We start from the raw sequence: 25157 nt of genomic DNA, 5'->3' as shown, positions 1-25157 counted from the left end.
GTTTTTAAAGAACTCCCGCTTACTTTACAACTCTCGTTATCCCCGTAAGCGGCTGCAAATATACAGGGCTTTTTCAGTCCCGCAAGCGTAATTCAAAAGTTTTTTAAAGAAATCTTAATGGAAAAAATTAAGCGCCTAGAAACCAATGACTTTAGTCGGAAAAATACAAAGATTATTTCAAACGAGACAAAAAAATTCCATATTATCACCTATTGTACCCGTTGACGGGGTCTCTTCCATTTATCGGTAAGTTCGACATATTTAAAGTCCAAAGCCGTCGCCTGTGGCTCCAGCACATCCTGATTAAACGAACGCTGAAGAATGTCTTCTATAAGGTAATCTTCATGATTGTTATGCGGATCATATTTTTCCTTTAGGGAGATATCAAATAAACCTGCCGTGGTGTTATACCAGAAGGCACGCCAACCACTTTTAAGATTTCTTACCAAATTAAAGGCGGTGGTGCCAGTTTGGCGGTGGATAAGTTTCACAAGAATCTGACCTTCGGTGTGGGTTAGTTTTTTCAATTCGGCTGAAAATTCCTCTTCGATATAATCCTGAACAATCCTGGTATAGCGTTTCCGATCACTCTTAGTTTCGATTTCATCCAGCCTGCTGTTTAAAGAAACCAGTCGCTCAGAAGCCAATTTGGCATAAGGATATACTTTCCTGGTTTTTCTCCTTAATATAAGGTAACGTCTTCTTTCCTGAAGATTGTCGAATTTCAGGTCCTTCAGAATAACCACCTCATCAAGGTCTATGGCTTCACGGGGAATAGTATCTCCTAATATAATCATATACCGCTTCTGCAGGGTATCAACCTCAGTAGTATCCTCCTGGGCTATTAGACCACCACTCATTAAGAAAATTATTATGAAAAGCTTTTTTATCATCAGAAATTATTTCAGAAATCATCAAGCCAAAATCATTCCAAATTTAATGAATCGTGGGTTGTCATCCGCCTAAATCTTCTTAAATTCGTCCAAATTTCAAACAATATGGACAAAGGAAAAATACTGAATAAAAAATCCATGGATTTCCTGGAGAAATACCTAAATAATGCTGCGCCAACCGGTTACGAAGCTGAGGGCCAGAAGCTGTGGATGGAATACCTTAAACCTTATGTAGACGAGTTTATTACCGATATCTACGGTACGGCAGTTGGCGTTATTAATCCCGACGCTCCCTTCAAAGTAGTTATTGAAGGTCATGCTGATGAAATCTCCTGGTATGTGAATTACATCACCGACGACGGACTTATATACGTAGTGAGAAATGGCGGAAGCGACCACCAAATAGCTGCTTCAAAGCGGGTGAATATTCATACTAAAAATGGAATAGTTAAAGGAGTGTTTGGCTGGCCGGCCATTCATACCCGCGACAAGGAGAAAGAACAGGCTCCAAAAATGGATAATATCTGTATAGATGTGGGGTGTTCTACTAAAGAGGAAGTCGAAAACCTGGGAGTACATGTAGGTTGTGTAATTACCTATCCTGATGATTTCTTTATTCTGAATGAAGATAAATTTGTTTGCCGCGCCCTGGATAACCGAATAGGTGGTTTTATGATTGCACAGGTGGCGCGTTTATTAAAGGAGAACAAGAAGAAACTACCTTTTGGATTATATGTAACCAACTCGGTGCAGGAGGAGATTGGATTGCGCGGGGCAGAGATGATCACCCAGCGTATTAAACCCAATGTGGCGCTAGTGACCGATGTGACCCACGACACCACTACGCCTATGATCGAAAAGAAAACCAATGGTTTCGCAAAAATTGGTGCGGGCCCGGTTATTGCTTACGCTCCGGCAGTTCAAAACAATTTAAGAGAACTGCTAATTGAAACCGCCGAAGAGAAGCAAATTCCTTTTCAGCGGGCAGCAAATTCCAGATTTACCGGCACCGATACCGACGCCTTTGCTTACAGCAATGGCGGGGTGCCCTCAGCTCTTATTTCTTTACCGCTCCGGTATATGCACACCACGGTAGAAATGGTGCACAAAAATGATGTGGAAAATGTAATTAACCTCATCTATGAAAGCCTTCTTAAAATCGAGGAAGGAGAGAATTTCAGCTATTTTAAATAAGAAGTCTTATTCTTATGAAAGAAGCCTTTTCTGTTTATAACGGGAAAGGCTTTTTTATTTTTCTTAATTCAATTTTCACATAGCTTTATTACAAGGGAAAGAGATTTCAGGCTATTTTTATAAAAAAGCTGCTATGACCATTACTCCTGAAGAAGTAAACCTTATTTTACAAGACCCCTATGAGGCAGCCAACCTTGCAAATCTGCGTTATGTTGGCGAGGAACAGCTTTCTATAAAACGCAAAAAACAAGGACGTGGGTTTTCTTATTTTAAGAACGGGACGAAAATAGAAGATAAAAAAACCCTTGAGCATATTAAAAAACTGGTTATTCCTCCCGGCTGGAAGGAGGTAAGGATCTCAAAGAATAGGAACGCGCATCTGCAGGTTATTGGAAGGGACGAGAAGAACCGGAAACAATATATGTATCATCCCCTTTGGTCAAAAATCAGGAATGAGACCAAATTCTTTAAGATGGCCGCTTTTGGGGAAATTCTTCCGAAAATACGGCAGAGGGTAGATCACGATCTTGATCTTCCCGAGATGAACCAAAGAAAAGTACTGGCGCTTATCATCAGGTTAATGGAGGAAACCCATATCAGGATAGGGAACCAGTATTACGCTAAAGAGAATAAAACCTATGGTTTATCCACTTTTAGAAGCAGACACGTGAAGACCTCTCAAGATAAAGTGATCTTTGAATTTACTGGGAAAAAGAACATAAAGCATTCGGTGAGCTTAAAGAATAAAAAACTTATAAAGCTTATTAATAGATGTGAAGAGATTCCCGGTTGGGAATTATTCAAATTTTATGATGAAAAAGGTCAGAAACAAAGTATAGACAGCGGGATGATCAATGAATATATTCACACTATAAGCGGCGATATATTTTCGGCTAAAGATTTTAGAACCTGGAGCGCTTCAAAAATTTTCTTTGAGACTCTAAAAGACTTAGGCTACACCGATAATGAAAAAGAAAACAAAAAGAATCTCCTGCTTGCCTTTGATACCAGTGCCGAGAGTTTGGGCAACACCAGGTCGGTTTGCCGGAGTTATTATGTGCATCCTCGCATTATCAATACTTATGAAACCGGGGAGATAGTTCCTTATTTTGAAGGGGTAAAAAAAGAAAACAACAAAGGCTATCGCTCACTTACAGAAACAGAAAGAGCAATACTGAAGCTCATAAAAGACTATGAGATCTCCATATAAAAAAGCTGAACCAGGGCAGGTTCAGCTTTAGGATATTTCTTTACTTTTTTTTAAGCCTGATTATCGTAGAATTTTAGGGCCTCTATGGCGTCGTCGAGATCTTTCACCTTATTATCTGACAAGTATTTCTTCATCGCATCCTTTTCATCAAAAGTCTTTCGGAAATCTCTTGGTCTCAATCTTACCTCCTGGAGCCGGGCATCCCCGATCTCAAGATAGTATTCCATTTCAACTTTAAGGTGAGCAGGCTTATCTTTATCGTAACCGGTTTTCGCCATCTGGGCTTCAATCACATCAGGTCTTGGCCATCCGAGAAGCTTCACATTATCGCCGTCGTAATAATTAACAAAATACCCCTTTAATAGTTCCCCATCTTCTGTTCTTTTTGAATCTATAAAATAGGTATACCCATCTATAGTATAAGTAATCTTTTCAATACGAGGTAATACATGGATATCCTCCTGAAGCTTATTTAATTTTATTTCCATAATGCCCTCCACAGCATTATAGCGCAGGAAAGCAGGTTGGGCATTACCCTCTTCATCCAGGATAGCTCCTTTTCTGAATTCTTCATCAACAAACGGAGTTCCTGTGAAACCCTCAGGAGTTTTCTTATAAACAGGAATCGTCATTCTATCGTTGATCAGGTTCTGGTTATATATTTGGGAATGGGCATTAATGCCAAAAAGTACGATTAAGCTAAATAAGAGATATCTCTTCATTTTTTTAAGTTTTAGTTGTTTCTACTATAAACAATCAATTATTGTTCCGTCTTTTAACAAGGAGTTAAGATATAAAAAATATCTGTGCACTGGAACCCCCAAAAATCCTTACGCGGCATAATAGCTAATAAGAGTTTTTTAACCACAAAAAAAGCTTGTTCAAAAAGCAGTTAAGTCTTTGAACAAGCTCTCCAAATTTGGTTTTAAGCAAATTAACCTCTTTCGCTTATTATCTCCTCTACGATCTCAGGATTAAGTAAGGTAGAAGTATCTCCAAGATTTTCGGTTTGACGGGAAGCGATCTTTCTAAGGATCCTTCTCATTATCTTTCCGCTTCGGGTCTTTGGTAAAGCACTTACAAACTGGATGACCTCAGGTTTAGCGATAGGCCCTACTTTTTCTGAAATAGACTGTTTGATCTCTTTTCTCAGGTTCTCCCGATCCCGACTTTCTCCCACTTCCTTCAAAATAACATAAGCATAAAGCGCATTTCCTTTGATCTCGTGGGGGAAGCCAACCACTGCCGATTCAGCTACCGCCGGGTGCTCGTTGATCGCATCCTCAATAGGAGCCGTACCGAGGTTATGGCCAGAGACTATTATCACATCATCTACCCTACCGGTAATTCTATAGTAGCCTACCTCATCCCGTAAAGCTCCATCTCCGGTAAAATACATATTCTTAAAGGTGGAGAAATAGGTTTCCCTGTATCGTTCGTGGTTGCCCCATATGCTACGGGCCATCCCTGGCCAGGGGAATTTAATACAAAGTCTCCCTTCAACCTGGTTGCCTTTAATTTCCTCACCCTTCTCATCCATCAGAGCAGGTTGTACGCCCGGGAAAGGTAAGGTTGCATAGGTAGGTTTTGATGGCGTAACGTAAGGAATAGGAGAAATCATAATTCCCCCGGTTTCGGTTTGCCACCAGGTATCTACAATAGGACTTTTTTTCTTCCCGATATGGTCGTTATACCAGTGCCAGGCTTCTTCATTAATGGGTTCCCCTACAGAGCCAAGAACTTTAAGGGAAGAAAGATCGTATTTCTCAACAAAATCGGAGCTGGTTTTAGCCAGGGATCTAATGGCTGTGGGAGCGGTATAAAACTGATTCACTTTGTGTTTTTCCACGATCTCCCAGAAGCGCCCGGCATCGGGATAAGAAGGCACCCCTTCAAACATCAAGGTAGTTGCTCCATTGGCCAGGGGGCCATAGAGTATATAGGAGTGACCCGTGATCCAGCCAATATCGGCGGTACACCAGTAGACATCATTTTCCTTATACTGAAAAATATTCTTAAAGGTATAGGCGGTATACACCATATACCCCCCGGTAGTATGCATCATTCCTTTTGGCTTTCCGGTAGAACCGGAAGTATAAAGGATGAACAGCGGGTCTTCAGCATCCATAATTTCGGAAGCACATTCCTCTGAAGCTTCATCCAGCAAGGGCTGTAACCATTTATCCCGTCCCTCTTCCATATGGATATCACTCTTTATGCGTTTGGCCACCAGGACATTCTCCACCCCGGGACAATCCTTGAGGGCTTCATCGGCAATGCCTTTAAGGTCTATGGTTTTGCCACCGCGATAAGAACCATCGGCGGTAATCATCATTTTACAACCGGCATCATTGGTACGGGTTGCAAGAGCTTTTGAAGAGAAGCCGGCAAAAACCACCGAATGAATAGCGCCAATTCTTGCACAGGCAAGCATTGCAACTGCAAGTTCAGGAATCATCGGAAGGTAGATACAAACCCGGTCTCCCTTTTTGATTCCATGATCTTTTAAGACATTCGCCATTTTATTAACCATTCCATGCAATTCCCTGTAGCTTATATGCCTGGCTTCTTCTGAGGGTTCATTAGGCTCCCAAAGAATTGCAGTTCTATCTCCATTTGAAAACAGATGGCGATCTATACAGTTTTCGGTGATATTGAGTTTTGCATTCTCAAACCATTTTACTTCCGGCTTGGAGAAATCCCAACTTAATACATTATCCCAGCGTTTGCGCCATGTAAAATGTTCTTCGGCGACTTCTTCCCAGAAATTTGCAGGCTCCCGCACCGATTTCCGGTAAACCTGAAAGTATTCTTCTAAATTCTTAATATGATAATTACTCATAGTTTAAATAAAAATATTGATGATGTTACAGTGTATTTTTAAAGTTGTTTAATGATGTTACCGGCAATTTATAAAATTATTATGAAATTCCATTAATAAACCATTAGCCTTAACAGGTTAATTTTATGGTTCAGGGGATAAGTATTGAGAGAAGCAAAATGAGCAGGGCACTTGTATTTTTACCTTAAATAAAAAAGCCTGAAAAAACGCTATTTCACAATTAAGCTGATTCTTCAGGCCTTTTTTAATATATGCAAAGATTTATTTCAAATATTCGAGGACATTTTTCTCAATGCGGGCTTCGATATCGCTGATATCACTTTTCACGAATTTCTCCCCTGTGATATTTTCATAAAGCTCGATGTATCGTTCTGAAACCGTCGTTATATAAGCATCGCTCATTTCAGGCAGCTGCTGACCTTCTTTTCCCTGGAAACCCTGCTCTATAAGCCATTGTCGTACAAATTCTTTGGAAAGTTGTTTCTGAGGCTGGCCTTTTTTCTGAAGTTCTTCGTAGGTTTCAGCATAGAAATAGCGGGAAGAATCGGGGGTATGGATCTCATCTATAAGCACGATCTTTCCTTCGGCAGTCTTTCCAAACTCATATTTGGTATCTACCAGGATGAGTCCTCTTTCTGCAGCGATCTCTGTACCGCGCTTAAACAATTTACGGGTATAATCTTCCAGTATCGCATAATCTTCAGCCGAAACAATTCGACGTTTAAGGATCTCTTCTTTTGAAATATCCTCATCGTGGTCTCCCTGTTCGGCCTTGGTAGCAGGAGTAATTATGGGTTCGGGAAATTTATCATTTTCCTTCATCCCTTCTGGTAAAGCAACCCCACATAGCTCACGCTTTCCAGCTTTATATTCCCTGGCGGCATGGCCTGCCATATACCCACGAATCACCATCTCGATTTTAAAGGGCTCACAATTTTCACCAATGGCCACATTGGGGTCGGGCGTGGCTTCCAGCCAGTTAGGCACAAGATCTTCCGTCGCTTTCATCATTTTAGTGGCAATCTGGTTAAGGATCTGCCCCTTGTAAGGGATACCCTTTGGCATTACCACATCAAAAGCCGAAAGTCTGTCTGTAGCCACAATGATTAGCTTATTATGCTGCAGACTGTAAACATCTCTCACCTTTCCCTTATATACAGCTTTCTGTCCGGGAAAATTAAAGTTTGTTTTGGTTATGGTGTTCTTCATCAAATAATATTAAAAATTAAAGGCCCGAAAAGGGCCTGCAGGTTTATTTCGTTATTCAGTATGTTCTATTTCTTTATAAGCGGCAATTACCTTCTTAACAAGTTTATGCCTTATCACATCTTTATCGTCCAGGTAAATCATCCCTACACCTTTCACGTCTTTAAGTACTAACAACGCTTCCTTGAGGCCTGAGATCACTCTACGGGGTAAATCGATTTGACCAGGATCTCCGGTAATCATAAATTTCGCATCTTTCCCCATACGGGTGAGGAACATTTTCATTTGGGCGTGGGTAGTATTCTGAGCTTCATCAAGAATTACGAAGGCGTGATCCAGGGTACGGCCCCGCATAAAAGCTAATGGTGCGATCTGGATAATCCCTTTTTCAATAAAGGTCTCCAGTTTTTCATGTGGAATCATATCCCGCAGCGCATCGTATAGTGGCTGCATGTAAGGATCCAGCTTTTCCTTAAGATCACCGGGAAGGAATCCCAGGTTTTCTCCAGCTTCTACGGCCGGCCTGGTAAGGATGATACGCCTCACCTGTTTTTCCTTAAGCGCTTTTACTGCCAGGGCAACCCCGGTATAGGTTTTCCCGGTTCCCGCAGGCCCAATGGCAAAAACCATATCGTTCTTCCTGGTGAGTTCCACCAATTTACGTTGGTTGGCGGTCTGGGCTTTGATCATCCGGCCACTAACCCCGTGAACCAGCACCTCCCCGCTTTCAGCAGAAGTTTGATAATCATCTCTGCTTTGGCTGGTAAGCACTCTTTCAATCACATTTTCATCTAATTTATTGTAGCGTCCAAAATGATCCATCAACATAGAAAAACGCTCATCAAATTCCTCCAGCATCTCTTCATCCCCAAAAACCTTTATTCTGCTGCCCCGGGCTACAATCTTGAGTTTGGGAAAGTACTTTTTTAAAAGTTCAATATTCTCGTTATGGTTTCCAAAGAATTCCCTTGGATTAATCTCGGAAAGTTCAATTACAATTTCGTTCAAATGCCAGGAGTTTTAAATGATTGGATATCGACTACATTTTAAAATATTTATAAATAGTTCACTCTTTAAAAACACGCATTCAATTCTTGATAAATACCGTGTTTTTAACGGGATTTTAAAAGGGGATTAGACAAAATAAATTTTATCTTCGCTTTATACAAACTTACATAAAATAAGCTCTTAGAAGTTAAAAAAATATTAACAATAACCTATGGCCATCATTACTTTAACTACCGATTTTGGAGAGAAAGATTACTTCGCAGGAGCGGTTAAAGGGGCGATTTACACCGAGCTGGAGCAGCAGGTGAGGATTGTTGATATTTCTCATTCGGTATCACCGTTTCATATTAGCGAGGCTGCTTATATTATCAGGAATGCTTACAATAGTTTTCCCAAGGGGAGTATCCATATAATTGGGATCGATTCAGAATTTACCCCAGAGAACAAACATCTGGCTGTGTTGCTGGACGATCATTATTTTATTTGCGCCAACAACGGAATCTTATCCCTACTGGCTTCAGAAATCAAACCCGCAAAGATCGTAGAGATCAACATTCACGACAAATTACAGACCAATTTCCCTGTGTTGGATGTGTTTGTAAAGGTGGCCAGCCACCTGGCTCGTGGCGGCACCCTGGAAGTAATTGGGAAAAGCATTAGCGAGATCAAATACCTTAAGGAGTTTGAACCAATAATCAACACCGATAAAAACCAAATAGTAGGCCATGTGATCTATATTGACAACTACGGAAACGTTATCACCAATATTCCCCGTAAACTGTTTGAGCAGGTAGGAAAAGGTCGTAAATTTAAATTGAGCGCCAGGATGGTAGGGTTTGAAAATATTCACGAGTCTTATAGTGGCTGGATCAATTTTGAACAGGAAAAGGAGAAACGCGGGGTTGAAGATGGCAAAAAACTGGCGCTATTCAATTCGGCCGGGTATATAGAATTAGCTATCTATAAAAGCAATCCTTCTACCGTGGGTAGTGCTGCAACCCTCTTCGGGCTGGATCTACGGGATACTGTAACCATAAACTTTCAATAATCTATGCTGATACGAATTGTAAAAATGGGTTTTGATCCCGAAAAAATAGAGGAATTTCTGGCTAACTTTGAAGCTGATAAAAAGAAGATCCGGAATTTTGAAGGTTGCAGGCACCTGGAATTATTGAGAGGAAAAGACAATACAAACCAGTTTTTCACGTATAGTCACTGGACCGATGAAACAGCCCTGGAGAATTATCGAAATTCTGAACTCTTTAAAGGCATCTGGGCTGAAACCAAAACCATGTTCAACGAAAAACCAGAAGCCTGGAGTGTGGAAAAAGTCAATAGTCTATAGACGGTAGTCGGTAGGCTTTGGTTCGTGGAGAGTGGAGAGTTATCAACAAATGATAAACAGCAAACTGAGAACTGAGAACTGAATAACTGAATAAATGTTAAGCATTTTAAATAAGGAAATACAATCATTCTTTTCTTCTCCTATCGGGTATCTGGTGATAGGGATATTTCTGGTGGCCTGCGGCTTGTTTCTTTTCGTATTTCCGGGGGAATATAATATCCTGGATAGTGGTTTTGCCGATATCAAAGCTTTCTTTAACCTGGCCCCGTGGATCTTTATCTTTCTTATCCCTGCCATCAGTATGAAAAGTTTCGCTGAGGAGAAAAAGCAGGGTACCCTGGAACTTTTACTCACCCGCCCCATAGGATTTACCCAGCTTGTTTTAGCAAAATATTTTGGCGCACTCATTTTAGTCATCCTTGCGATTATCCCCAGTGTTTTATACGTTATAACTATTCACCAATTAGGGAATCCCGTGGGGAATTTTGATGTAGGCGCGACCCTGGGCTCTTATTTAGGACTTATTTTCCTGGCCGGCTGTTATACCGCGATTGGGATCTTTGCTTCCTCGCTCACCCAGAATCAGATCGTCGCATTTATCATCGCGGTTTTCCTGTGTTTTTTGAGCTATTTCGCTTTTGAGGGACTTTCCTCGGCAAGTATTTCAGGCGGAAATTACGGACTGGAATACCTGGGAATAAGTTATCATTACCAAAGCATAAGCCGGGGCGTTATAGATAGCCGGGACCTGATCTATTTTATAAGTTTCATCTTTCTTTTTCTTAAGCTCACAGAAATCAGACTTAAAAACCTGCAGCAAAAATCCTGATCTTGAAGCACAGCAATACATACAAATCGCTTGTTATCCTTGTTCTGACCATTGCAGTGTTGAATTGGCTGGCATCAGCGTTCTTTACCCGCTGGGATCTCACCCAGGATAATCGATATACCCTCTCCCCTGCCGCACTGAAGATCATTAATGACGTAGAAGAGCCGGTAATTATTGATGTTTTTTTGGAGGGACAATTCCCGTCGCAATTCAGAAGACTCAGAAATGAAACGCGACAAATGCTGGAAGAGTTTGCGGCTTATAATCACAATATTAAATTCAATTTCACCGATCCCCTCGAGGAGGAAAATGACGCTGAAGCTATTGCTACCGAATTCTACGAGCTGGGGATGACCCCGGCCAGGATCTCAGTGCAGGAAAGCGGAAAAAGTTCGGAAGAGCTCATCATCCCCTGGGCAATGGCCAATTACGGAGATAAATCGATCAAAATTCCTTTGCTAAAAAATCAGTTAGGGGCTTCAGATGAAGAGCTGGTGACCAACTCGGTGCAGCAACTGGAATACGCTTTCGCCGATGGTTTGAGCAAGCTCATTTATCCGCGGAAAAAAAAGATCGCGGTGATGCGCGGAAACGGAGAACTGCCTGATGCCCTCATCGCAGATTTCATCCGTAGCCTGCAGGATTATTATTTACTGGCACCTTTTACTTTAGATTCTACTGCAGTCAATCCACAGAAAACCCTGAACGATCTTAAAGAATACGATCTCATCATCGAGGCAAAGCCTACAGAAGCTTTTTCAGAAAAAGAGAAATACGTTTTAGACCAGTATACTATGCAGGGCGGTAAATCTATCTGGCTCACCGAAAGTGTGGCGATGGAAACCGACAGTTTATTGAACCCAACCGGGACTGCCCTCGCCTATCCCCGGGACCTCAACCTGGGCGATATGTTCTTTTCTTACGGAGTTCGGATCAACCCGGTATTGATCAATGATATTTATTCGGCGCCTATCATTTTGGCTTCGGGTAGTGGCAATAATACGAGGTTCAATCCCTATCCCTGGTTTTACAGTCCGTTTAGCGCTTCGCCTAACGATCATCCTATTACCAGCAATATCGAAGCAGTTAAGTTTGAATATGCCAACCAGATAGACACCTTAAAAAATCAGGTAAAAAAGACCATCTTGCTAAGCAGTTCCCCACAGACTAAAGTAGAAGGAACCCCAAAAGAGATCAGTTTAAGTATGGTGGGCAAAGAGCCGGATCTGAACAGCTATAGAGACGGCGAACAGCCTTTAGCGGTTTTACTGGAAGGCGAATTTACCTCGGCTTATAAAAACAGGATCAAGCCTTTTTCTTTAGAAAATGATCTTGGAAGCAGTAAGGAAACCAAGATGCTGGTGATCGCTGATGGTGATGTCCTCAAAAATGAATTACGACAGGGAGAGCCCCTGGAACTCGGCTTTGAGCGATACACCGGAAATACCTACGGAAACAAAGAGTTTTTGATGAACGCGGTGAATTATATGCTCGATGACACCGGCCTCATAGATATTAGAAGCAAGGAGATCAACATCGCATTTCTGGACCAGGTAAAAGCTTCAACAGAAAGAGAGAAATGGCAGCTCATCAATTTAGCTATGCCTTTAATCCTGTTGGCCATCTTTGGTTTTGCCTTTAATTTCTTCAGAAAAAGAAAATACGTAAAATAACGCAAAGCCTTTCGTAGGGATTCTCTTCCACAGGGAACATATTAACAATTTCTACAACTATAAAATTTACAAAGCCTTATTTTAAGGCACCTTGCAGGCTTTAAACATTATTTTGATGTTAATAAAAATTCACCGGGAAACAGGGGATTTTTGAAGTATTGAAATATATTTGTAACTGATTCTAATTAATCAAGAAAAGCCGATGAAATTTATTGTATCCAGCAGTTACCTGCTGAAACAGCTTCAAATACTGGGCGGAGTAATTAACAATAACAACACCCTCCCTATACTAGACAATTTTTTATTTGACCTTAAGCAGGATGAACTTACGGTCTCTGCCTCAGACCTGGAGACTACGATGTCTGCCAAGTTAAAGGTAGATTCAGATTCTGAAGGAAAGATCGCGGTGCCTGCCAAACTGCTTTTGGACACTTTAAAAACCTTTCCGGAGCAACCGCTCACCTTTGTAGCTGAAGATAACAATACCATAGAACTTAGTTCCAACCACGGAAAATACGCCCTTGCCTACGCGCAGGGAGAGGAGTTTCCAAATCCTGTTGAACTGGAAGACCCCAGCAGCACAAGATTAGAAGGTGATATCCTTGCCACGGCTATCGGGAAAACCATTTTCGCTTCAGGGAACGACGATCTTCGTCCGGTGATGAGCGGAGTTTTCTTTCAGTTTTCATCTGAAGGGCTCACCTTTGTGGCCACCGACGCACATAAGTTGGTAAAGTATTCCCGCGAAGATGTTACCGCCAACCAATCGGCTGAATTTATTATGCCGAAAAAACCGTTAACTCTTCTAAAAGGAATTCTGGCGGGAAGCGAAAGCGAAGTTTTAATCGAATACAACGATTCTAACGCGAAGTTCACTTTTGATGACACCGAGCTTGTTTGTAGACTTATCGACGGAAAGTATCCGAATTACGAGGCGGTAATTCCGAAGGAGAATCCGAATAAACTAACCATAGAGAGAAACCAGTTTTTGAGCTCAGTGCGCAGGGTTTCTATCTTTTCAAATAAAACCACGCACCAGGTAAGACTAAAGATCGCCGGGGCCGAGTTAAATATTTCTGCAGAAGATGTAGATTACAGCAACAAGGCTGAAGAGCGTTTAACCTGTTCTTACCAGGGCGACGATATGCAGATTGGTTTCAATTCACGTTTCCTTACGGAAATGTTGAATAACCTGACTTCAGATGAAGTGCAACTGGAGATGAGCCTGCCAAATCGTGCCGGAATCCTTACGCCGGTAGACGGACTGGACCCGGGTGAAAAGATCATTATGCTGGTAATGCCAGTGATGTTGAATAACTAGTATTGAGTACTCAGTATTGAGTATTGAGTATTGAGTATTGAGTATTGAGTAAGATAATTAATCAAAAAACCTTTCAAATAATAAAGATTTGAGAGGTTTTTTATTTATAATTATTTCAGGATCTTGATGCTCAGTGGGTAATGTGGCATTTCGCCTTTGCTCACCTTAAGGGCATTCACGATGGGTAGCACGATCATAATTACAGCGATTACGAACAAGGCTATTAGCCCGAGACCTAAGAGAAAAATGAGAGGAACGGCTATAATGCTGTAAATAAACATACTTATTTGAAAGTTAAGGATCATCTTACCGTGGTGGTCCATCCCCGCGACTTTGTCTTTCTGGGTTAACCACAGAATAAGCGGAACAAGGAAGCCGCCAATTCCTGTTACCAGATCCAGCAACTGACTAAGATGTGTTAAAACAAGCATTTGGTTATCTTCTCTCATTGTTTGGTGTTTGGTGTTAATGTTAAGAAGTTAATTAACTCCTATATAAATAAGACGCCCGAAAAATAAAAATGTTACAATCTATGGGTTTTGTTAATTTTCTTCAAGCACTTTTGGAGAGGGCTGCAGGGCAACCTATCTTTGCGCTATGAAATTGAATGACACCATAGTGGCGCTGGCAACTCCTTCGGGAGCCGGGGCTATTGCAATAATAAGGGTTTCGGGACCTAAGGCGATGGAAATCGTGGCTCCGCTCTTTAAAGCAAAGAGTAATAAACCTCTTGAGAAACAGCCCAGTCACACTTTACATCTTGGAAACCTCGTAGATGGCGAACGCAGCTTAGACGAGGTATTAGTCTCTGTTTTCAGGGGTTCGAAATCATATACCGGTGAAGAAACCATAGAGATCTCCTGCCATGGGAGTCCGTATATACAACAAGAGATCATTCAATTAATGATTAGAAAAGGATGCCGGTCTGCCGAAGCGGGAGAGTTTACTATGCGTGCCTTTTTAAACGGTAAAATGGACCTGAGCCAGGCCGAGGCCGTTGCCGATCTTATTTCTTCAGAAAACCAGGCCAGTCACCAAATGGCTATGCAACAGATGCGTGGAGGCTTTTCCAGTGAAATTCACAGGTTAAGACAGGAGTTATTGGATTTTGCTTCCCTGATAGAGCTGGAATTAGACTTTTCAGAAGAAGATGTGGAGTTCGCGAACCGGGAACAATTTAAAGAACTGGTGGCTAAAATTCAGCAGGTGCTTAAAAGACTCATAGACTCTTTTGCCACAGGAAATGTTTTAAAGAATGGAATCCCCGTAGCCATAGTGGGCGAGCCCAATGTGGGAAAATCCACTTTGCTCAATGCCCTGCTCAATGAGGAGCGTGCTATTGTTTCGGAGATTGCTGGCACAACCCGGGACAGTATAGAAGATGAGATGAGTATAGGCGGGGTTGGCTTTAGATTCATAGATACGGCCGGAATACGGGAAACCCAGGATGTGGTGGAGAGCATCGGGATAAAACGAACCTTTGATAAGATCAGTCAGGCGCAGGTCGTAGTTGCCTTAGTAGATAGTGGTAAGTGGAAAGAGGAAAATACTACCTCTTCTGCCCTTCAGGCATCTTCTCCTAATGGGGGAGAAATTTCAAAACTCTTCACAGAAATAGAAAAAATAAAGAACAAGTTTCCCCAGAAGCCACTTGTCATTATAGCCAATAAGATAGATCAGCTTTCAGAAGAAGAAAGAAAAGAACTCCGCGAAACTTTAAATAAGATTAAGGGTGCAAGCCTGCAGTTACTTTCGGCGAAGACCGGCGAAGGTGTGGAGGAACTGAAGATGAAATTGCTGGAATTCGTGAATACCGGAGCCTTGAGAAACAACAACACCATAGTAACCAACAGCCGGCATTATAACGCCTTGCTAAAAGCTTTGGAGGAGATCAATAAGGTTGAAGAAGGTTTGAACAATGATCTTTCGGGAGACCTGCTGGCTATAGATATCAGAGAGGCACTGCATTATTTTGGGGAGATCACCGGAGAGGTCACTAACGATGAATTGCTGGGAAATATATTCGGTAATTTCTGTATTGGTAAATAATTCAGGTATTTTATTTGGTGTCAAATGATATCAAATAACACCAAAACAGTATATTTTAAAGGGCTTAACAGCCCTTTTTATTTTTATCGTATTTCTCTTCTTTTCATGTTTTTAAACCTATTTTTGTACCTCTGGTACACCTCAATGTTAAAATTTGTTTCTCAGGTGTACCTTGGTACACCTCATATTCTTTTTTTGGCTATCTTTATGAAAAACAAACAGATATGAAAATCAAGCTAAAGAAGAAGAAACTAGCCTCCGGAAAGTATAGCCTGTATATCGAATACTATAAAGGAAACGTTAGAGATGAAAATGGGAAACAAACTCATAAAAGGGAATTCGAATACCTCAAAGAATATTTACATATAAATCCCAAAAATGCTTCTGAAAAAAAGGAAAATGAAGAAACCCTATTAAGAGCTGAACAAATATTATCCATCCGAAGGGCTGAATACGCCCAAGGAAAATATGGGATAAAAGATAAGTCAAAAGATAAGCTCCTGTTCCTTACCTATTATGATAAACTCAAAGAAGAGCGTTATGAATCCAAAGGAAATTATGATAACTGGGATGCTGCTCAGAATCATATTGAAGCTTATGTAGGCAGAAAAAAAATAACCTTTGAAGATATAGATGAAGGCTTTGTTCTGGGATTCAAAAAGTATCTAAACAAAAAAGCAAAGACCAAGTCTAACACGCTATTATCTCAAAACTCTAAATACACCTACTATAACAAATTTAAAGCTGCCTTACGCCAGGCTTTTGATGATGGTTATACCAGAAGAAACTATGCTACAACCGTAAAGGGTTTTGCACAGGGAGAAACAACCAGGGAATATCTTACGCAAGAGGAATTGCAAGCTATGGCCAAAGCTTACTGTAAGCATCAAGTCCTTAAAAATGCATTTATGTTTAGTTGTTTAACCGGACTGAGATGGAGTGATATAAACAAGCTTACCTGGCTTGAGGTTAGAGATGAAGACGAAGGATCACGACTGATTTTTAAACAAAAGAAGACTTCAGGACAAGAATATCAATATATCTCCAATCAGGCAAGACAACTTTTGGGCAAAAGGAAAAGAGAAAATGACCGTGTATTCCAGGGGCTAAAGTATGGAGCTCATTTTAATGCCGAAATTCTTCGCTGGTGCATGCGTGCGGGAATCACAAAACACATAACCTTTCATAGTGCAAGACATACTCACGCAGTATTACTATTGGAATACGGAGCAGATATTTATACGGTTTCAAAAGTCTTAGGACATAAAGAAATAAGAACGACCCAAGTGTATGCCAAGATTGTAGATAAGAAAAAGAAGGAAGCAGCTAACTTGATTCCTGAGCTTGAAATGGACTATGAATTTTGATATAATTAAATATCTCACAACATTAGGTTTCATATATATTTATGGGAGGTTAGTACTTCATTATGGCTCCTTTTTTTTAAATTTTATGCTCGATCAAGGCGTATCCTGGAAATTAAACTTCGAAAAGCCAAGACTTCTTTTCGTTGTTTTAGGTTTGGGATTAATGCATTTTATGGCGTATACCCGGAATACCATTAAACCCGATAACTATTTTGTACTTGGGATTATCCTTAGTGTTTTTTTACTCGGCTTCTTTCTTTCAATTTTACCCTGGACAGATAAATTTAAAAAGAGTATCCAAGGCCAAAAATTGGTCAGCTCTTTAAAAAAGGACAATAATTTTAACCTGGCTATTTCAGATGATCAGCTCCAAAAGTTATATCATGATTTAATGAGATATGATCTTTTGGATTCCGAAAAGACAAGTCTGCAGGATTTTAAGAATGTCCTCACTAAAAATTGGGACGATCATAATTCAAAAATTCAGTTTAATATGGATGGGCCAAGCTCCCGCGAATTTTATGAATATCTTTCCAAAACATTTCCCGGTAATACAATGACTATGAAAAGTCTATTTATCACTTCAAACCTGGTTATGCGACCCGACGGCAAGAAATACAATTACAATACACTGAAAAATGCAGCTACGAGATCACCGGTTTCTAAGCATAATGAAACGCTTGAAAATATTTTTAGAAGGCCGAGTTGAAAGAATTTACAGTAAATAACTCTGAAACCTTATTCTGTGATTCCTGTTTTAAATTCTGTAAGGATTTCTTCTGCATAGGCGAGATCCCAATCTTTCAAAATAGCCCATTTTTTTAGAAAATCCGAGTTCTGAGGCGAAGAGGTATGTTTTTCAAGAATTCCCAGAATTCTATCTTCCAAAGTTTTTGAGGACTGAAGATATCTTCTAGCATTTCTCCCTAAAACCCGGGCTGAAATTTTTAACTGATCTAATTCTCCTGCGGGAAAAATATCATTGTGATGCTCCAGGATCTCATCATAGTTGTAATCAAAATAATGCTCAATAATTTTTAAAATATCACCTGGATCCTGGTCCCGGTCTTCCGGCCTGTCACTCCAGGCTATAAGTTTTAAGATTACCATTCCCGGGAGAGGTGGGATTTGTACCAACTTCTCATCTATATAGATTTCCCTGGCATCTGCAAGTACCTCTTTTAAGCCAAGTACGTGAAGATCTATATTGCGTTTATTAAAATTCATAGTGAATTCCTCTTCAATTTCCCCAAATGGAAGCACATCTACTACGGCATTGAATGCTTTATTGTAAAAGGTCCAGGGTGCCTGTACCTTGGTAAATCCCTTTGATTCCAAATCGGAAATTATTTTTTGATACTCTTTTGTAGAAGAGATCATTATAGCAAAATCTATGTCTTTGGTACCACGGCTCGGTTTAATGTTTTCCTTTAATAACTCCAATGCAATGGCACTAACCCCAATCAAATAATAAGGGATTTTGTGTTTTTGCATTATCTCATCTATAATTTCAAAAACCTCCTTAAAATAGGGAATTGCAAGTTCTTTATAGGATTGGTTGGATGTACTCATCAAAAATCTTTTGAGCTGTTTCTCTACAGCGTTTATCATCTTTTAAAATAAGATCGGTATAAACCAATAAAGGAGGTGCCGTGGCACCTGAATCCCCACTCCAGAATTTTTCGTAAACCAGGAGTTCTCCATTAGCATTTGGCTTGAGATCGTAACTTTTCATCAGATTTATCTGAGACTCATTGCTATAAAAAATAAATTCTTCAGGTCTCAGATAACCTGTTAACAGATCTCCGGCAGGCTCCCCCCCCCAATGGGTTTCTCCTTGCTTCAATTGGAGTTTTTGCCAGTCCTTTCTTATCTCATAACGAGCTCGAAATAGTTTAGGTTTTAGAATCTTTTCATAATCATTGATCCAGCTGGTTAAAAGTTCTTTTCTGTTCTGCCAGACAAAGTTTTTCTTATGAGTAACAATAAAACCATTTTCTTTTAGCGTTTTAATTACTCCTGGCACGGTGCCAAGGCTTACTCCACTTTTTTCGGCAATGCTTCTTTGATTGGCATTTATAAGTTCTGGTTCTAATAAAAAGCCAAATACAAGTTTTAAACCTGTTTTTGTGAATCCTTTTCTAGCTGTGTCTTTCTTTTTCTTTATGGGTTTATTGGAATCGATAAAGAAGAAAGAATCATCTGTTTTTAAAAAAAAATTACCATTTTCTTCAAGGTAAGCTATTTCCTCCTTTTGTAATTGACCTTTTATGGCCGGAAGTAATCTCTCGGCCACTAGTAAAAAATTATCATGCTGCCGTTTAGTTTTAATAAGTTGAAGGAGTTGATGTTGCCTCAGTTCTTTTTTTATTTCTATCACCATTTTTAAAGACGGCCTGTTAGGAAAATGCAGGATTAGATTACCATCTAACTCCTCTCCTGCTTCAAACTTTCCATATATATGTGCGGGATCTTTAAGGTTTTCTAATGCTTTATGCAAGATTTCAGCGTCCATCTGTTCACGTTTTTATTGTGTTCACGATTCGTGAACAGTATAAATTTATGAACAAATATAAATAAACTAATATAATTTTTAACTAAGTGACGCAATAAAATAGAATTGCAATGGTATCTCATATTTACTGTGAGCCTGGAATCTTTTCCCCTGATAGGGAAAATCCTTCTTTGCTGGTTATATGCATAAACATATAATAATAAGGATCTCCTAAAATTTATATGTGATCACATATAAATTCAAAGTTTTTTCTATTCTCGTTTTCTGAATTGTATACCTACATAAAACTTTACATACCTGGTATTCAAGGTATACATTTCTGTTTATTTCCCTTCTTAGTTTTGGTTCCAGAATTCTAATTACAAAAGCGCTTTTGTTCATTTTCTAACTTAAATTTTTCAAAATGAACGAACTGAAAATTTTAGAGCAACTGGACCGTATAGAAAAATTAGTCCGTGCTCACAAAGCCGTATTGACTTTTGATCAGGCCTGTGATTATACAGGGATTTCGAGAAGTTACATGTATAAACTTACCGCCAGGGGGGAAATTCCTTTCTCCAAACCCAGAGGTAAATTAATCTTCTTCTCCCGTGATAAACTGGATAACTGGTTACTGAATAATAGTCATTCTTCTAAAGATGAAATTAAGCGCGGAGCAGTAGAATATACCTTTAGGAATAAAAGGTTTTAAAGCTCTGGGTTATGATGAAAGTTGAATCTAAACTCTATCAGGTTTCTGAACAGAAGAAAAAAACAATCTACGATTCTGTAGATGAGTATGTGTCTGAGAAATATGATATCCGGTTTAACGAAATATCCCACGAGTTTCAGATCTCTATTAGAGGGGCAAATACCTGGGAAGATTTTGAAGTGAACTCTCTACTTATAGAATTAGCAAAATCAAACATTGAGATTAACCCGGGGAAACTTGATATTTATTTGCGATCTAACCTGATTCCAAGATTTAACCCGATTGCGGAATACTTTGATAAGCTACCGAAATGGGTAGGTGGGGATCATATAAGAAAACTCGCTTCCTATCTTCCTACCAGGGAACCTGAGCAGTTTCTTTATCACTTTAGGAAATGGCTGGTGAGAACAGTTAAGGGTGCGCTGGAAGAAAATTATTTCAATAAGCAATGTTTAGTGTTGGTGCATTCGGAACAAAATTCAGGTAAGTCTACCTGGTGCCGGTTTCTCTGTCCACCTGCTTTATCAAGGTATTTTGCTGAAGATATGACAACCGATAAAGATGCCAGGATTCAACTTACCAGAAATTTCATCATCAATTTGGACGAATTATCTGTGCTGGCTAAAAGAGAAATAAATGCGCTTAAAGCTTATTTCTCAAAAACAATGATCAATGAAAGACTGCCTTATGACCGCAAAAATTCAAACCTGCGAAGGACCTGCAGTTTTATAGGATCTACCAACAGGGCAACATTTCTTAATGACGAAACCGGTTCTGTGCGTTGGCTATGCTTTCAGCTTAATGGAAAAATTGATTTCGCTTATTCCCGGGAAATAGATATTGACAAAGTATGGGCGCAGGCTTATTACCTGGCCTATGTGGATGAACAATTCTGCCCGGAATTGACCCTGGAGGATATTATTGTAAATGAAGAAAGAAACAAAACTTATCGGGAAGCCAGTATGGAAGAAGAGCTACTCTCTAAATATTACACGCCAAGCTCAGATCCAGCGGAATTTAAAACGGCATCGGATATAGTACTGCAACTCAATTGCATCAATCCGCGACTGAATATGTATTATATGGGAAGGGCCTTGAAAGCCCTGAACTATGAAAGAGTAAAATCACGCCAAAGTGGGACATACGGCTACCTGATAAAGCAAAGGTTTAAGACCTCTCCTTTAGAAATTTAATATAAACTATTTACCCTAATACCCTGTGGTCCGGAAGAGGCCATCAACAGCGGAGAGATTAGGGGGTAAATAGATATCTAAAACTATCTACCCAATCTACCCTCGGGTAATTAAGGTAGATAGGAATAACAGTAATAAAAGAATAAAACCTCTTGGTTTTACTGGCCTGGGTAAATAGGTAACTTAAAAATTAAAAAATGAACTTAAACAACTTATCGTGTAAAAGTGCCCGTAATATTTGCATCGTAAAAACGCTGGCAAAATTAGGGCACTTTCCCACCAGAACAACGGAAAAAGAAGCTTGGTTTCTGAGTCCCCTGCGGTCAGAAACGCAAGCCTCTTTTAGCGTCTCTTTAATTAAAAACTTATGGTTCGACTTCGGATTGGGACAAGGAGGGAATGCCATAGATCTTATTATGCTTATAAAATCCTGGTCTGTAAGGGAAACCCTCGAATTTTTAAAGAATGATATGGAATCTCTTTCTTTTAGCCCGCCGGATGTTGAACATCTTTTAAATGAGGCAGAAATCCGAATACTGGATGTTCAATTTATTCACCTGAAAGCATTAATTGATTATCTGAAATCCCGGAATATACCTTTTGAGATTGGCAGGAGATACTGCAGGCAGGTTTGGTATGGATGTAAGGGGAAACGATTTTTTGCACTTGGTCTTCAAAATTATCAGGGAGGCTGGGAACTTAGAAATAAATACTACAAAACCTCAAGTAGCCCAAAAACCTTTTCCTTTTTTGAAAGAGGATCTAAACAGCTACTTATCACGGAAGGGATGTTTGATTTTCTTTCCCTGGCAACCATCGATGAAGACTTAGTACAAAGCTCAGACTGTATCATTTTAAATTCCCTTGCTTTTTTGGATAGAATTAAAATGCTCATCCCTAAATATGATAAGGTCCTGATTTATCTGGACAATGACCCAGCAGGCAAAAAAGCAGCCAATTCGCTTTTAAACCTTTTTGATAATGTTACCGATTATAGTGATTCTTATCGCGGATATGTTGACCTAAATGAAAAATTGAAAGATGAAAAATCCTTGACTTTAAAAAATTGATGCGTCGGTAATTGGTAAATGCCTATCGGAAAATTTCAGTTGAAAGGGAAAAGCAAGATGTGTCATTGTAATGACAATCTTGCTTTACGCCCGATGGTTGCAAAGATTTTAAAAAGAAAAAATGAAAAGGGAATATATCCAGGTTCGCTGCTCGATCTACGAGAAGAAGCTGCTCAAAAGAAGAGCGGCCAGGGCAGGAATTTCCCTTTCAGAATATATCCGTGCTGCGGCCTTTGATAGAAATATTGTAGAACGAATAACTCCGGAACAATTACAGTCTTACCAGATGCTGGTACAGTACAAGAACAACTTTACCCGCATTGGGAATATGTTTAAAAAGCGGGATCCAAAGCTGGCCAATGCTGTAGAAAGCCTGGCCAGGGAAATCAGGGAACATTTAAAAACCCTTAAAAAATGATTGGGAAAGGACATGCTATTTCCGGGACAAGGGTATCTATATCCTATGGCTGGAACCAGGAGAAGGAGGCTGAAATTGTACTGAGAGAACACGTGGCCGGAGATACCCCCGCTGAAATAGCCGAGGAATTTAAGATTATTCAGTCTCAAAATCTCAGGTGCACCAATAACACCTTAAGCTTTATAGTAAGCCCAACAATTGAGGACGGAAAGGATTTAAGCAAAAAAGAGCTGGAAGAACTCGCTAAAAAGTTTTTAAAGCAGATGAATCTACAAAACAACCAATCTATTGGGTTCGTTCACCGGGATAAAGCGCATACCCATGTTCATATCTATACCAATAGAATTGGCTTTGATGGGAAGGCTTACAATGACAGCTTTATTGGAAAACGAAGCCAGATCGCTGCCGATAATGTAGCAAAAGAATTAGGGCTTACCAGGGTTCGGGAAGTACAACGAGAAAGACTTAATGAGTTAAAGGGCTTACGACAGGAAATCAAGCGTATAAATGACCGGGTACTGCAGTCAAGGCCAAAATCCCTGGATGAATATATAAGCAAAATGAAAGCTCAGAGGGTGGAAGTAATCCCCACTATCAATAAAGCGAATCAACTGCAGGGCTTCCGGGTGAAATACAAAGGGGTGAACCTTAAAGCAAGTGAAGTCGACCGGTCGATGAGCGGCAATAGGTTAATTCCCTCGATCTCGCAAAACCAGAGTTTAACTAGACTAAGGGAAGCACCAAAAAACCTCCTGGTATTAAAAAAAACTGTGCAGCTAAGTGGCAATCTGTCGACCAAAATAACCAAAGAGCTTGTAAAAGGAGCTATAAAAATAGTGAGGGATACCGGAATAGGGATATGAATTATAAATGTTGAACGATGAAAAAACTAGATGAAATTATGGAACTGATGGCCGATGAGATGGCTGATTTTAAATCTTCCCTTGAGCGCCTTGAGAATTTATCTAATAAATTGCAGAAAACCAGTGTACCGCTGAGTACTGAGGTCTTAGAAAATCATTTGAATTCTTTTCTTAAGATCCAGCAGCAAAAGGAAAATATAAGAACAGGCAACCTGGAACTAATACATTTAAAGCTGGAAAGGGCATATATCCTTCCTAAGAGCCTGGCAAGATTACTTCTCAGTGTTTTATTGGTACTACTGATATCACTTAGTTACCTCACCTATAAGGTGATTGAAAGCCAAAATATGAATCAAAAATTATATAGGCAGCTAAGTAAAGAAGTTCCAATTCATAAAGGAGATAATACTCTAGAATGAAAAAGTAGAATGCGCCCTATGCTGTTTTTACTTTACACTTAACTTCCCGTACGTTATAAAAACAGCATAGGATCCGGCGCAGGTAAGTTATGGTAGATATGGGGGGAGGTTATACATATTAAACTGAGTGCTGAATTAGTTACTCAATCCTTTCTATCTTAAAGGTATTAAAGCTTCATCAATATCCCTGCGTCGAAAATATACTCTACTTCCGATTCCAAAGGATTTAAGTCTTCCTTTACGTGTCCAGTTATGAATAGTGGAAAGATCAATCTGAAGCAGGTCTGCCACTTCATTTCTGGTTATAGATCATCATCATTAACTAATTCGGGTAAATTGTTTTTAAATTCTTCTAACTCTTCACGAACGATCGACCTAAGGTTCGCTAACAGTTCTTCTTTGGTAAGCTTTTCTAATAAAATTGAATTTTCTATGTCTCAAATTTTTAAAATTACATAGGCGAAAATTATATCAGGAACCGAAAAATTAAAGGTAATCTGTCATATTTTAGGTTTGTCCTCTCCTAAATCAAATATTAAGTTTTTAATGAATTATATATCAATTGGAATTTCCCTACCCCATCAGTTTGGTAGGTTCTTCGCTTAATTATTCCTTCAGATAAATTTAAATTCAAGGGATAAACTTATTTCTAACCATACTCCACCGTACATTCATAATCACATTATAATGTGATTTATATATGAATTTCAATTACTAAAGATATAAATACATTAATTTTCACATTAAAGTGTGTATTTTAACGTATTTTTATATCCACAAGAAATTTTGAATTAATTTTTCACAATATAGTGTGGGTTTAAGATGGTAAAATTAAGTCTATGGAAGCAAAGCAGAAGATTGGAGAGCTAATTCAACAGCGTCGCGATACCATGCGAATCACGCAGAAACAATTAGCCGATATGGCTGATGTCGGAATCAATACGCTATACAAGATCGAAACCGGTCAGGCCAACCCTACCCTGGAATCCTTACAAAAAATTACGGATATCCTCGGAATGGAAATTACGCTACAGGTCAAAAAAGTATAAGT

Annotated in this window: 26 protein-coding genes; 17 read left to right on the top strand and 9 right to left on the bottom strand. The window is 39.6% G+C overall.

The features are described from left to right. Positions 1–209 precede the first annotated feature (209 nt). Positions 210–893 carry a DUF4294 domain-containing protein gene (locus BUW93_RS13795; RefSeq protein WP_081212321.1) on the bottom strand — a complete coding sequence of 228 codons (684 nt, stop codon included), beginning with the start codon at positions 891–893 and terminating at the stop codon, positions 210–212. Positions 894–998: 105 nt separating this feature from the next. Between BUW93_RS13795 and BUW93_RS13790 the strand changes: the two genes are divergently transcribed. After that, positions 999–2087, top strand: coding sequence for a M42 family metallopeptidase (locus BUW93_RS13790; protein ID WP_081212320.1), 1089 nt, complete (start codon positions 999–1001; stop codon positions 2085–2087). A gap of 133 nt (positions 2088–2220) precedes the next feature. Next, positions 2221–3297 carry a DNA topoisomerase IB gene (locus tag BUW93_RS13785; RefSeq protein ID WP_081212319.1) on the top strand — a complete coding sequence of 359 codons (1077 nt, stop codon included), beginning with the start codon at positions 2221–2223 and terminating at the stop codon, positions 3295–3297. A 50-nt stretch (positions 3298–3347) separates the two neighbouring features. On the opposite strand, the gene BUW93_RS13780 is transcribed toward BUW93_RS13785, so the two are convergent. The 4 genes from BUW93_RS13780 to BUW93_RS13765 form a co-directional block, all read right to left on the bottom strand. Further along, the gene (locus BUW93_RS13780) at positions 3348–4019 is read right to left on the bottom strand and encodes a hypothetical protein (RefSeq protein ID WP_081212318.1); all 672 of its coding nucleotides are present in this window, start codon (positions 4017–4019) and stop codon (positions 3348–3350) included. A 212-nt stretch (positions 4020–4231) separates the two neighbouring features. After that, positions 4232–6139 carry an acetate--CoA ligase gene (gene acs, locus BUW93_RS13775; protein WP_081212317.1) on the bottom strand — a complete coding sequence of 636 codons (1908 nt, stop codon included), beginning with the start codon at positions 6137–6139 and terminating at the stop codon, positions 4232–4234. Positions 6140–6400: 261 nt separating this feature from the next. Continuing rightward, a complete protein-coding gene (locus tag BUW93_RS13770) occupies positions 6401–7348 on the bottom strand; it encodes a phosphoribosylaminoimidazolesuccinocarboxamide synthase (RefSeq protein WP_081212316.1) in 948 nt (315 codons plus the stop codon). Between the two features lie 51 nt (positions 7349–7399). Next, positions 7400–8353 carry a PhoH family protein gene (locus tag BUW93_RS13765; RefSeq protein WP_081212315.1) on the bottom strand — a complete coding sequence of 318 codons (954 nt, stop codon included), beginning with the start codon at positions 8351–8353 and terminating at the stop codon, positions 7400–7402. 211 nt (positions 8354–8564) lie between these two features. Here BUW93_RS13765 and BUW93_RS13760 point away from each other — a divergent pair, with 211 nt between their 5' ends. The 5 genes from BUW93_RS13760 to dnaN all read left to right on the top strand — a co-directional run bounded on the left by BUW93_RS13760 (position 8565) and on the right by dnaN (position 13521). Next, positions 8565–9401, top strand: coding sequence for an SAM hydrolase/SAM-dependent halogenase family protein (locus BUW93_RS13760; protein ID WP_081212314.1), 837 nt, complete (start codon positions 8565–8567; stop codon positions 9399–9401). Positions 9402–9404: 3 nt separating this feature from the next. Next, positions 9405–9698, top strand: coding sequence for a putative quinol monooxygenase (locus tag BUW93_RS13755; protein WP_081212313.1), 294 nt, complete (start codon positions 9405–9407; stop codon positions 9696–9698). A 94-nt stretch (positions 9699–9792) separates the two neighbouring features. Continuing rightward, the gene (gene gldF / locus BUW93_RS13750; protein ID WP_081212312.1) at positions 9793–10527 is read left to right on the top strand and encodes a gliding motility-associated ABC transporter permease subunit GldF; all 735 of its coding nucleotides are present in this window, start codon (positions 9793–9795) and stop codon (positions 10525–10527) included. Positions 10528–10529: 2 nt separating this feature from the next. After that, positions 10530–12200 carry a gliding motility-associated ABC transporter substrate-binding protein GldG gene (gene gldG, locus BUW93_RS13745; RefSeq protein ID WP_081212311.1) on the top strand — a complete coding sequence of 557 codons (1671 nt, stop codon included), beginning with the start codon at positions 10530–10532 and terminating at the stop codon, positions 12198–12200. 202 nt (positions 12201–12402) lie between these two features. Continuing rightward, on the top strand, positions 12403–13521 hold the full coding sequence (gene dnaN / locus BUW93_RS13740) for a DNA polymerase III subunit beta (RefSeq protein WP_081212310.1): 1119 nt from the start codon (positions 12403–12405) through the stop codon (positions 13519–13521). A gap of 110 nt (positions 13522–13631) precedes the next feature. On the opposite strand, the gene BUW93_RS13735 is transcribed toward dnaN, so the two are convergent. Then, positions 13632–13970 carry a DUF4870 domain-containing protein gene (locus tag BUW93_RS13735; RefSeq protein WP_081212309.1) on the bottom strand — a complete coding sequence of 113 codons (339 nt, stop codon included), beginning with the start codon at positions 13968–13970 and terminating at the stop codon, positions 13632–13634. Between the two features lie 148 nt (positions 13971–14118). Between BUW93_RS13735 and mnmE the strand changes: the two genes are divergently transcribed. The 3 genes from mnmE (at position 14119) to BUW93_RS13715 (ending at position 17646) form a co-directional block, all read left to right on the top strand. Continuing rightward, positions 14119–15570, top strand: coding sequence for a tRNA uridine-5-carboxymethylaminomethyl(34) synthesis GTPase MnmE (mnmE, locus tag BUW93_RS13730; protein ID WP_081212308.1), 1452 nt, complete (start codon positions 14119–14121; stop codon positions 15568–15570). Positions 15571–15794: 224 nt separating this feature from the next. After that, positions 15795–16937 (top strand): site-specific integrase, encoded by a 1143-nt coding sequence (locus BUW93_RS13720; RefSeq protein ID WP_081212306.1) that lies wholly within the window; start codon positions 15795–15797, stop codon positions 16935–16937. Positions 16938–17022: 85 nt separating this feature from the next. Further along, complete coding sequence (locus BUW93_RS13715) at positions 17023–17646, top strand: hypothetical protein (protein WP_157893339.1); 624 nt, start codon at positions 17023–17025, stop codon at positions 17644–17646. A 29-nt stretch (positions 17647–17675) separates the two neighbouring features. Here the strand turns inward: BUW93_RS13715 and BUW93_RS13710 are convergent, their stop codons facing one another. Together BUW93_RS13710 and BUW93_RS13705 are read right to left on the bottom strand one after the other, a co-directional pair. Continuing rightward, entirely contained in the window at positions 17676–18509 is an 834-nt protein-coding gene (locus BUW93_RS13710) for a hypothetical protein (protein WP_081212304.1), read from the bottom strand. Next, positions 18484–19452, bottom strand: a complete 969-nt coding sequence (locus BUW93_RS13705; RefSeq protein WP_081212303.1) for a type IV toxin-antitoxin system AbiEi family antitoxin — start codon at positions 19450–19452, stop codon at positions 18484–18486. Before BUW93_RS13705 ends, BUW93_RS13710 begins: the two co-directional genes overlap by 26 nt. A gap of 403 nt (positions 19453–19855) precedes the next feature. Here BUW93_RS13705 and BUW93_RS13700 point away from each other — a divergent pair, with 403 nt between their 5' ends. The 6 genes from BUW93_RS13700 (at position 19856) to BUW93_RS13675 (ending at position 24106) form a co-directional block, all read left to right on the top strand. Beyond that, positions 19856–20143, top strand: coding sequence for a helix-turn-helix domain-containing protein (locus BUW93_RS13700; RefSeq protein WP_081212302.1), 288 nt, complete (start codon positions 19856–19858; stop codon positions 20141–20143). 11 nt (positions 20144–20154) lie between these two features. Continuing rightward, the gene (locus BUW93_RS13695; RefSeq protein ID WP_232778369.1) at positions 20155–21336 is read left to right on the top strand and encodes a virulence-associated E family protein; all 1182 of its coding nucleotides are present in this window, start codon (positions 20155–20157) and stop codon (positions 21334–21336) included. A gap of 197 nt (positions 21337–21533) precedes the next feature. Further along, positions 21534–22406, top strand: coding sequence for a toprim domain-containing protein (locus tag BUW93_RS13690; RefSeq protein ID WP_081212301.1), 873 nt, complete (start codon positions 21534–21536; stop codon positions 22404–22406). Between the two features lie 121 nt (positions 22407–22527). Then, entirely contained in the window at positions 22528–22824 is a 297-nt protein-coding gene (gene mbpA, locus BUW93_RS13685; protein ID WP_081212300.1) for a mobilization protein MbpA, read from the top strand. After that, on the top strand, positions 22821–23687 hold the full coding sequence (locus BUW93_RS13680) for a relaxase/mobilization nuclease domain-containing protein (RefSeq protein ID WP_081212299.1): 867 nt from the start codon (positions 22821–22823) through the stop codon (positions 23685–23687). The genes mbpA and BUW93_RS13680 overlap by 4 nt, the downstream gene beginning before the upstream one ends. A gap of 17 nt (positions 23688–23704) precedes the next feature. After that, the gene (locus BUW93_RS13675) at positions 23705–24106 is read left to right on the top strand and encodes a DUF6730 family protein (protein WP_081212298.1); all 402 of its coding nucleotides are present in this window, start codon (positions 23705–23707) and stop codon (positions 24104–24106) included. A gap of 153 nt (positions 24107–24259) precedes the next feature. Here BUW93_RS13675 and BUW93_RS15185 read toward each other — a convergent pair whose 3' ends face one another. Then, positions 24260–24412 carry a helix-turn-helix domain-containing protein gene (locus BUW93_RS15185; protein ID WP_081212297.1) on the bottom strand — a complete coding sequence of 51 codons (153 nt, stop codon included), beginning with the start codon at positions 24410–24412 and terminating at the stop codon, positions 24260–24262. Positions 24413–24945: 533 nt separating this feature from the next. Between BUW93_RS15185 and BUW93_RS13665 the strand changes: the two genes are divergently transcribed. Further along, entirely contained in the window at positions 24946–25155 is a 210-nt protein-coding gene (locus BUW93_RS13665; RefSeq protein WP_081212296.1) for a helix-turn-helix domain-containing protein, read from the top strand. The last annotated feature ends 2 nt before the right edge of the window (positions 25156–25157 follow it).

This window comes from Salegentibacter sediminis, assembly GCF_002078605.1.
GTDB lineage: Bacteria > Bacteroidota > Bacteroidia > Flavobacteriales > Flavobacteriaceae > Salegentibacter > Salegentibacter sediminis.
The sequence above is the reverse complement of the archived record's forward strand: the minus strand, read 5'-3'. Positions and strand labels throughout refer to the sequence as shown.

Bases quoted from the DNA above. Each gene is read 5' to 3' on its own strand.
- BUW93_RS13795 (WP_081212321.1), bottom strand. From the start codon at position 893: ATGATAAAAAAGCTTTTCATAATAATTTTCTTAATGAGTGGTGGTCTA.
- BUW93_RS13790 (WP_081212320.1), top strand. From the start codon at position 999: ATGGACAAAGGAAAAATACTGAATAAAAAATCCATGGATTTCCTGGAG.
- BUW93_RS13785 (WP_081212319.1), top strand. From the start codon at position 2,221: ATGACCATTACTCCTGAAGAAGTAAACCTTATTTTACAAGACCCCTAT.
- BUW93_RS13780 (WP_081212318.1), bottom strand. From the start codon at position 4,019: ATGAAGAGATATCTCTTATTTAGCTTAATCGTACTTTTTGGCATTAAT.
- acs (WP_081212317.1), bottom strand. From the start codon at position 6,139: ATGAGTAATTATCATATTAAGAATTTAGAAGAATACTTTCAGGTTTAC.
- BUW93_RS13770 (WP_081212316.1), bottom strand. From the start codon at position 7,348: ATGAAGAACACCATAACCAAAACAAACTTTAATTTTCCCGGACAGAAA.
- BUW93_RS13760 (WP_081212314.1), top strand. From the start codon at position 8,565: ATGGCCATCATTACTTTAACTACCGATTTTGGAGAGAAAGATTACTTC.
- BUW93_RS13755 (WP_081212313.1), top strand. From the start codon at position 9,405: ATGCTGATACGAATTGTAAAAATGGGTTTTGATCCCGAAAAAATAGAG.
- gldF (WP_081212312.1), top strand. From the start codon at position 9,793: ATGTTAAGCATTTTAAATAAGGAAATACAATCATTCTTTTCTTCTCCT.
- dnaN (WP_081212310.1), top strand. From the start codon at position 12,403: ATGAAATTTATTGTATCCAGCAGTTACCTGCTGAAACAGCTTCAAATA.
- BUW93_RS13735 (WP_081212309.1), bottom strand. From the start codon at position 13,970: ATGAGAGAAGATAACCAAATGCTTGTTTTAACACATCTTAGTCAGTTG.
- mnmE (WP_081212308.1), top strand. From the start codon at position 14,119: ATGAAATTGAATGACACCATAGTGGCGCTGGCAACTCCTTCGGGAGCC.
- BUW93_RS13720 (WP_081212306.1), top strand. From the start codon at position 15,795: ATGAAAATCAAGCTAAAGAAGAAGAAACTAGCCTCCGGAAAGTATAGC.
- BUW93_RS13715 (WP_157893339.1), top strand. From the start codon at position 17,023: ATGCTCGATCAAGGCGTATCCTGGAAATTAAACTTCGAAAAGCCAAGA.
- BUW93_RS13710 (WP_081212304.1), bottom strand. From the start codon at position 18,509: ATGAGTACATCCAACCAATCCTATAAAGAACTTGCAATTCCCTATTTT.
- BUW93_RS13705 (WP_081212303.1), bottom strand. From the start codon at position 19,452: ATGGACGCTGAAATCTTGCATAAAGCATTAGAAAACCTTAAAGATCCC.
- BUW93_RS13700 (WP_081212302.1), top strand. From the start codon at position 19,856: ATGAACGAACTGAAAATTTTAGAGCAACTGGACCGTATAGAAAAATTA.
- BUW93_RS13695 (WP_232778369.1), top strand. From the start codon at position 20,155: ATGATGAAAGTTGAATCTAAACTCTATCAGGTTTCTGAACAGAAGAAA.
- BUW93_RS13690 (WP_081212301.1), top strand. From the start codon at position 21,534: ATGAACTTAAACAACTTATCGTGTAAAAGTGCCCGTAATATTTGCATC.
- mbpA (WP_081212300.1), top strand. From the start codon at position 22,528: ATGAAAAGGGAATATATCCAGGTTCGCTGCTCGATCTACGAGAAGAAG.
- BUW93_RS13680 (WP_081212299.1), top strand. From the start codon at position 22,821: ATGATTGGGAAAGGACATGCTATTTCCGGGACAAGGGTATCTATATCC.
- BUW93_RS13675 (WP_081212298.1), top strand. From the start codon at position 23,705: ATGAAAAAACTAGATGAAATTATGGAACTGATGGCCGATGAGATGGCT.
- BUW93_RS13665 (WP_081212296.1), top strand. From the start codon at position 24,946: ATGGAAGCAAAGCAGAAGATTGGAGAGCTAATTCAACAGCGTCGCGAT.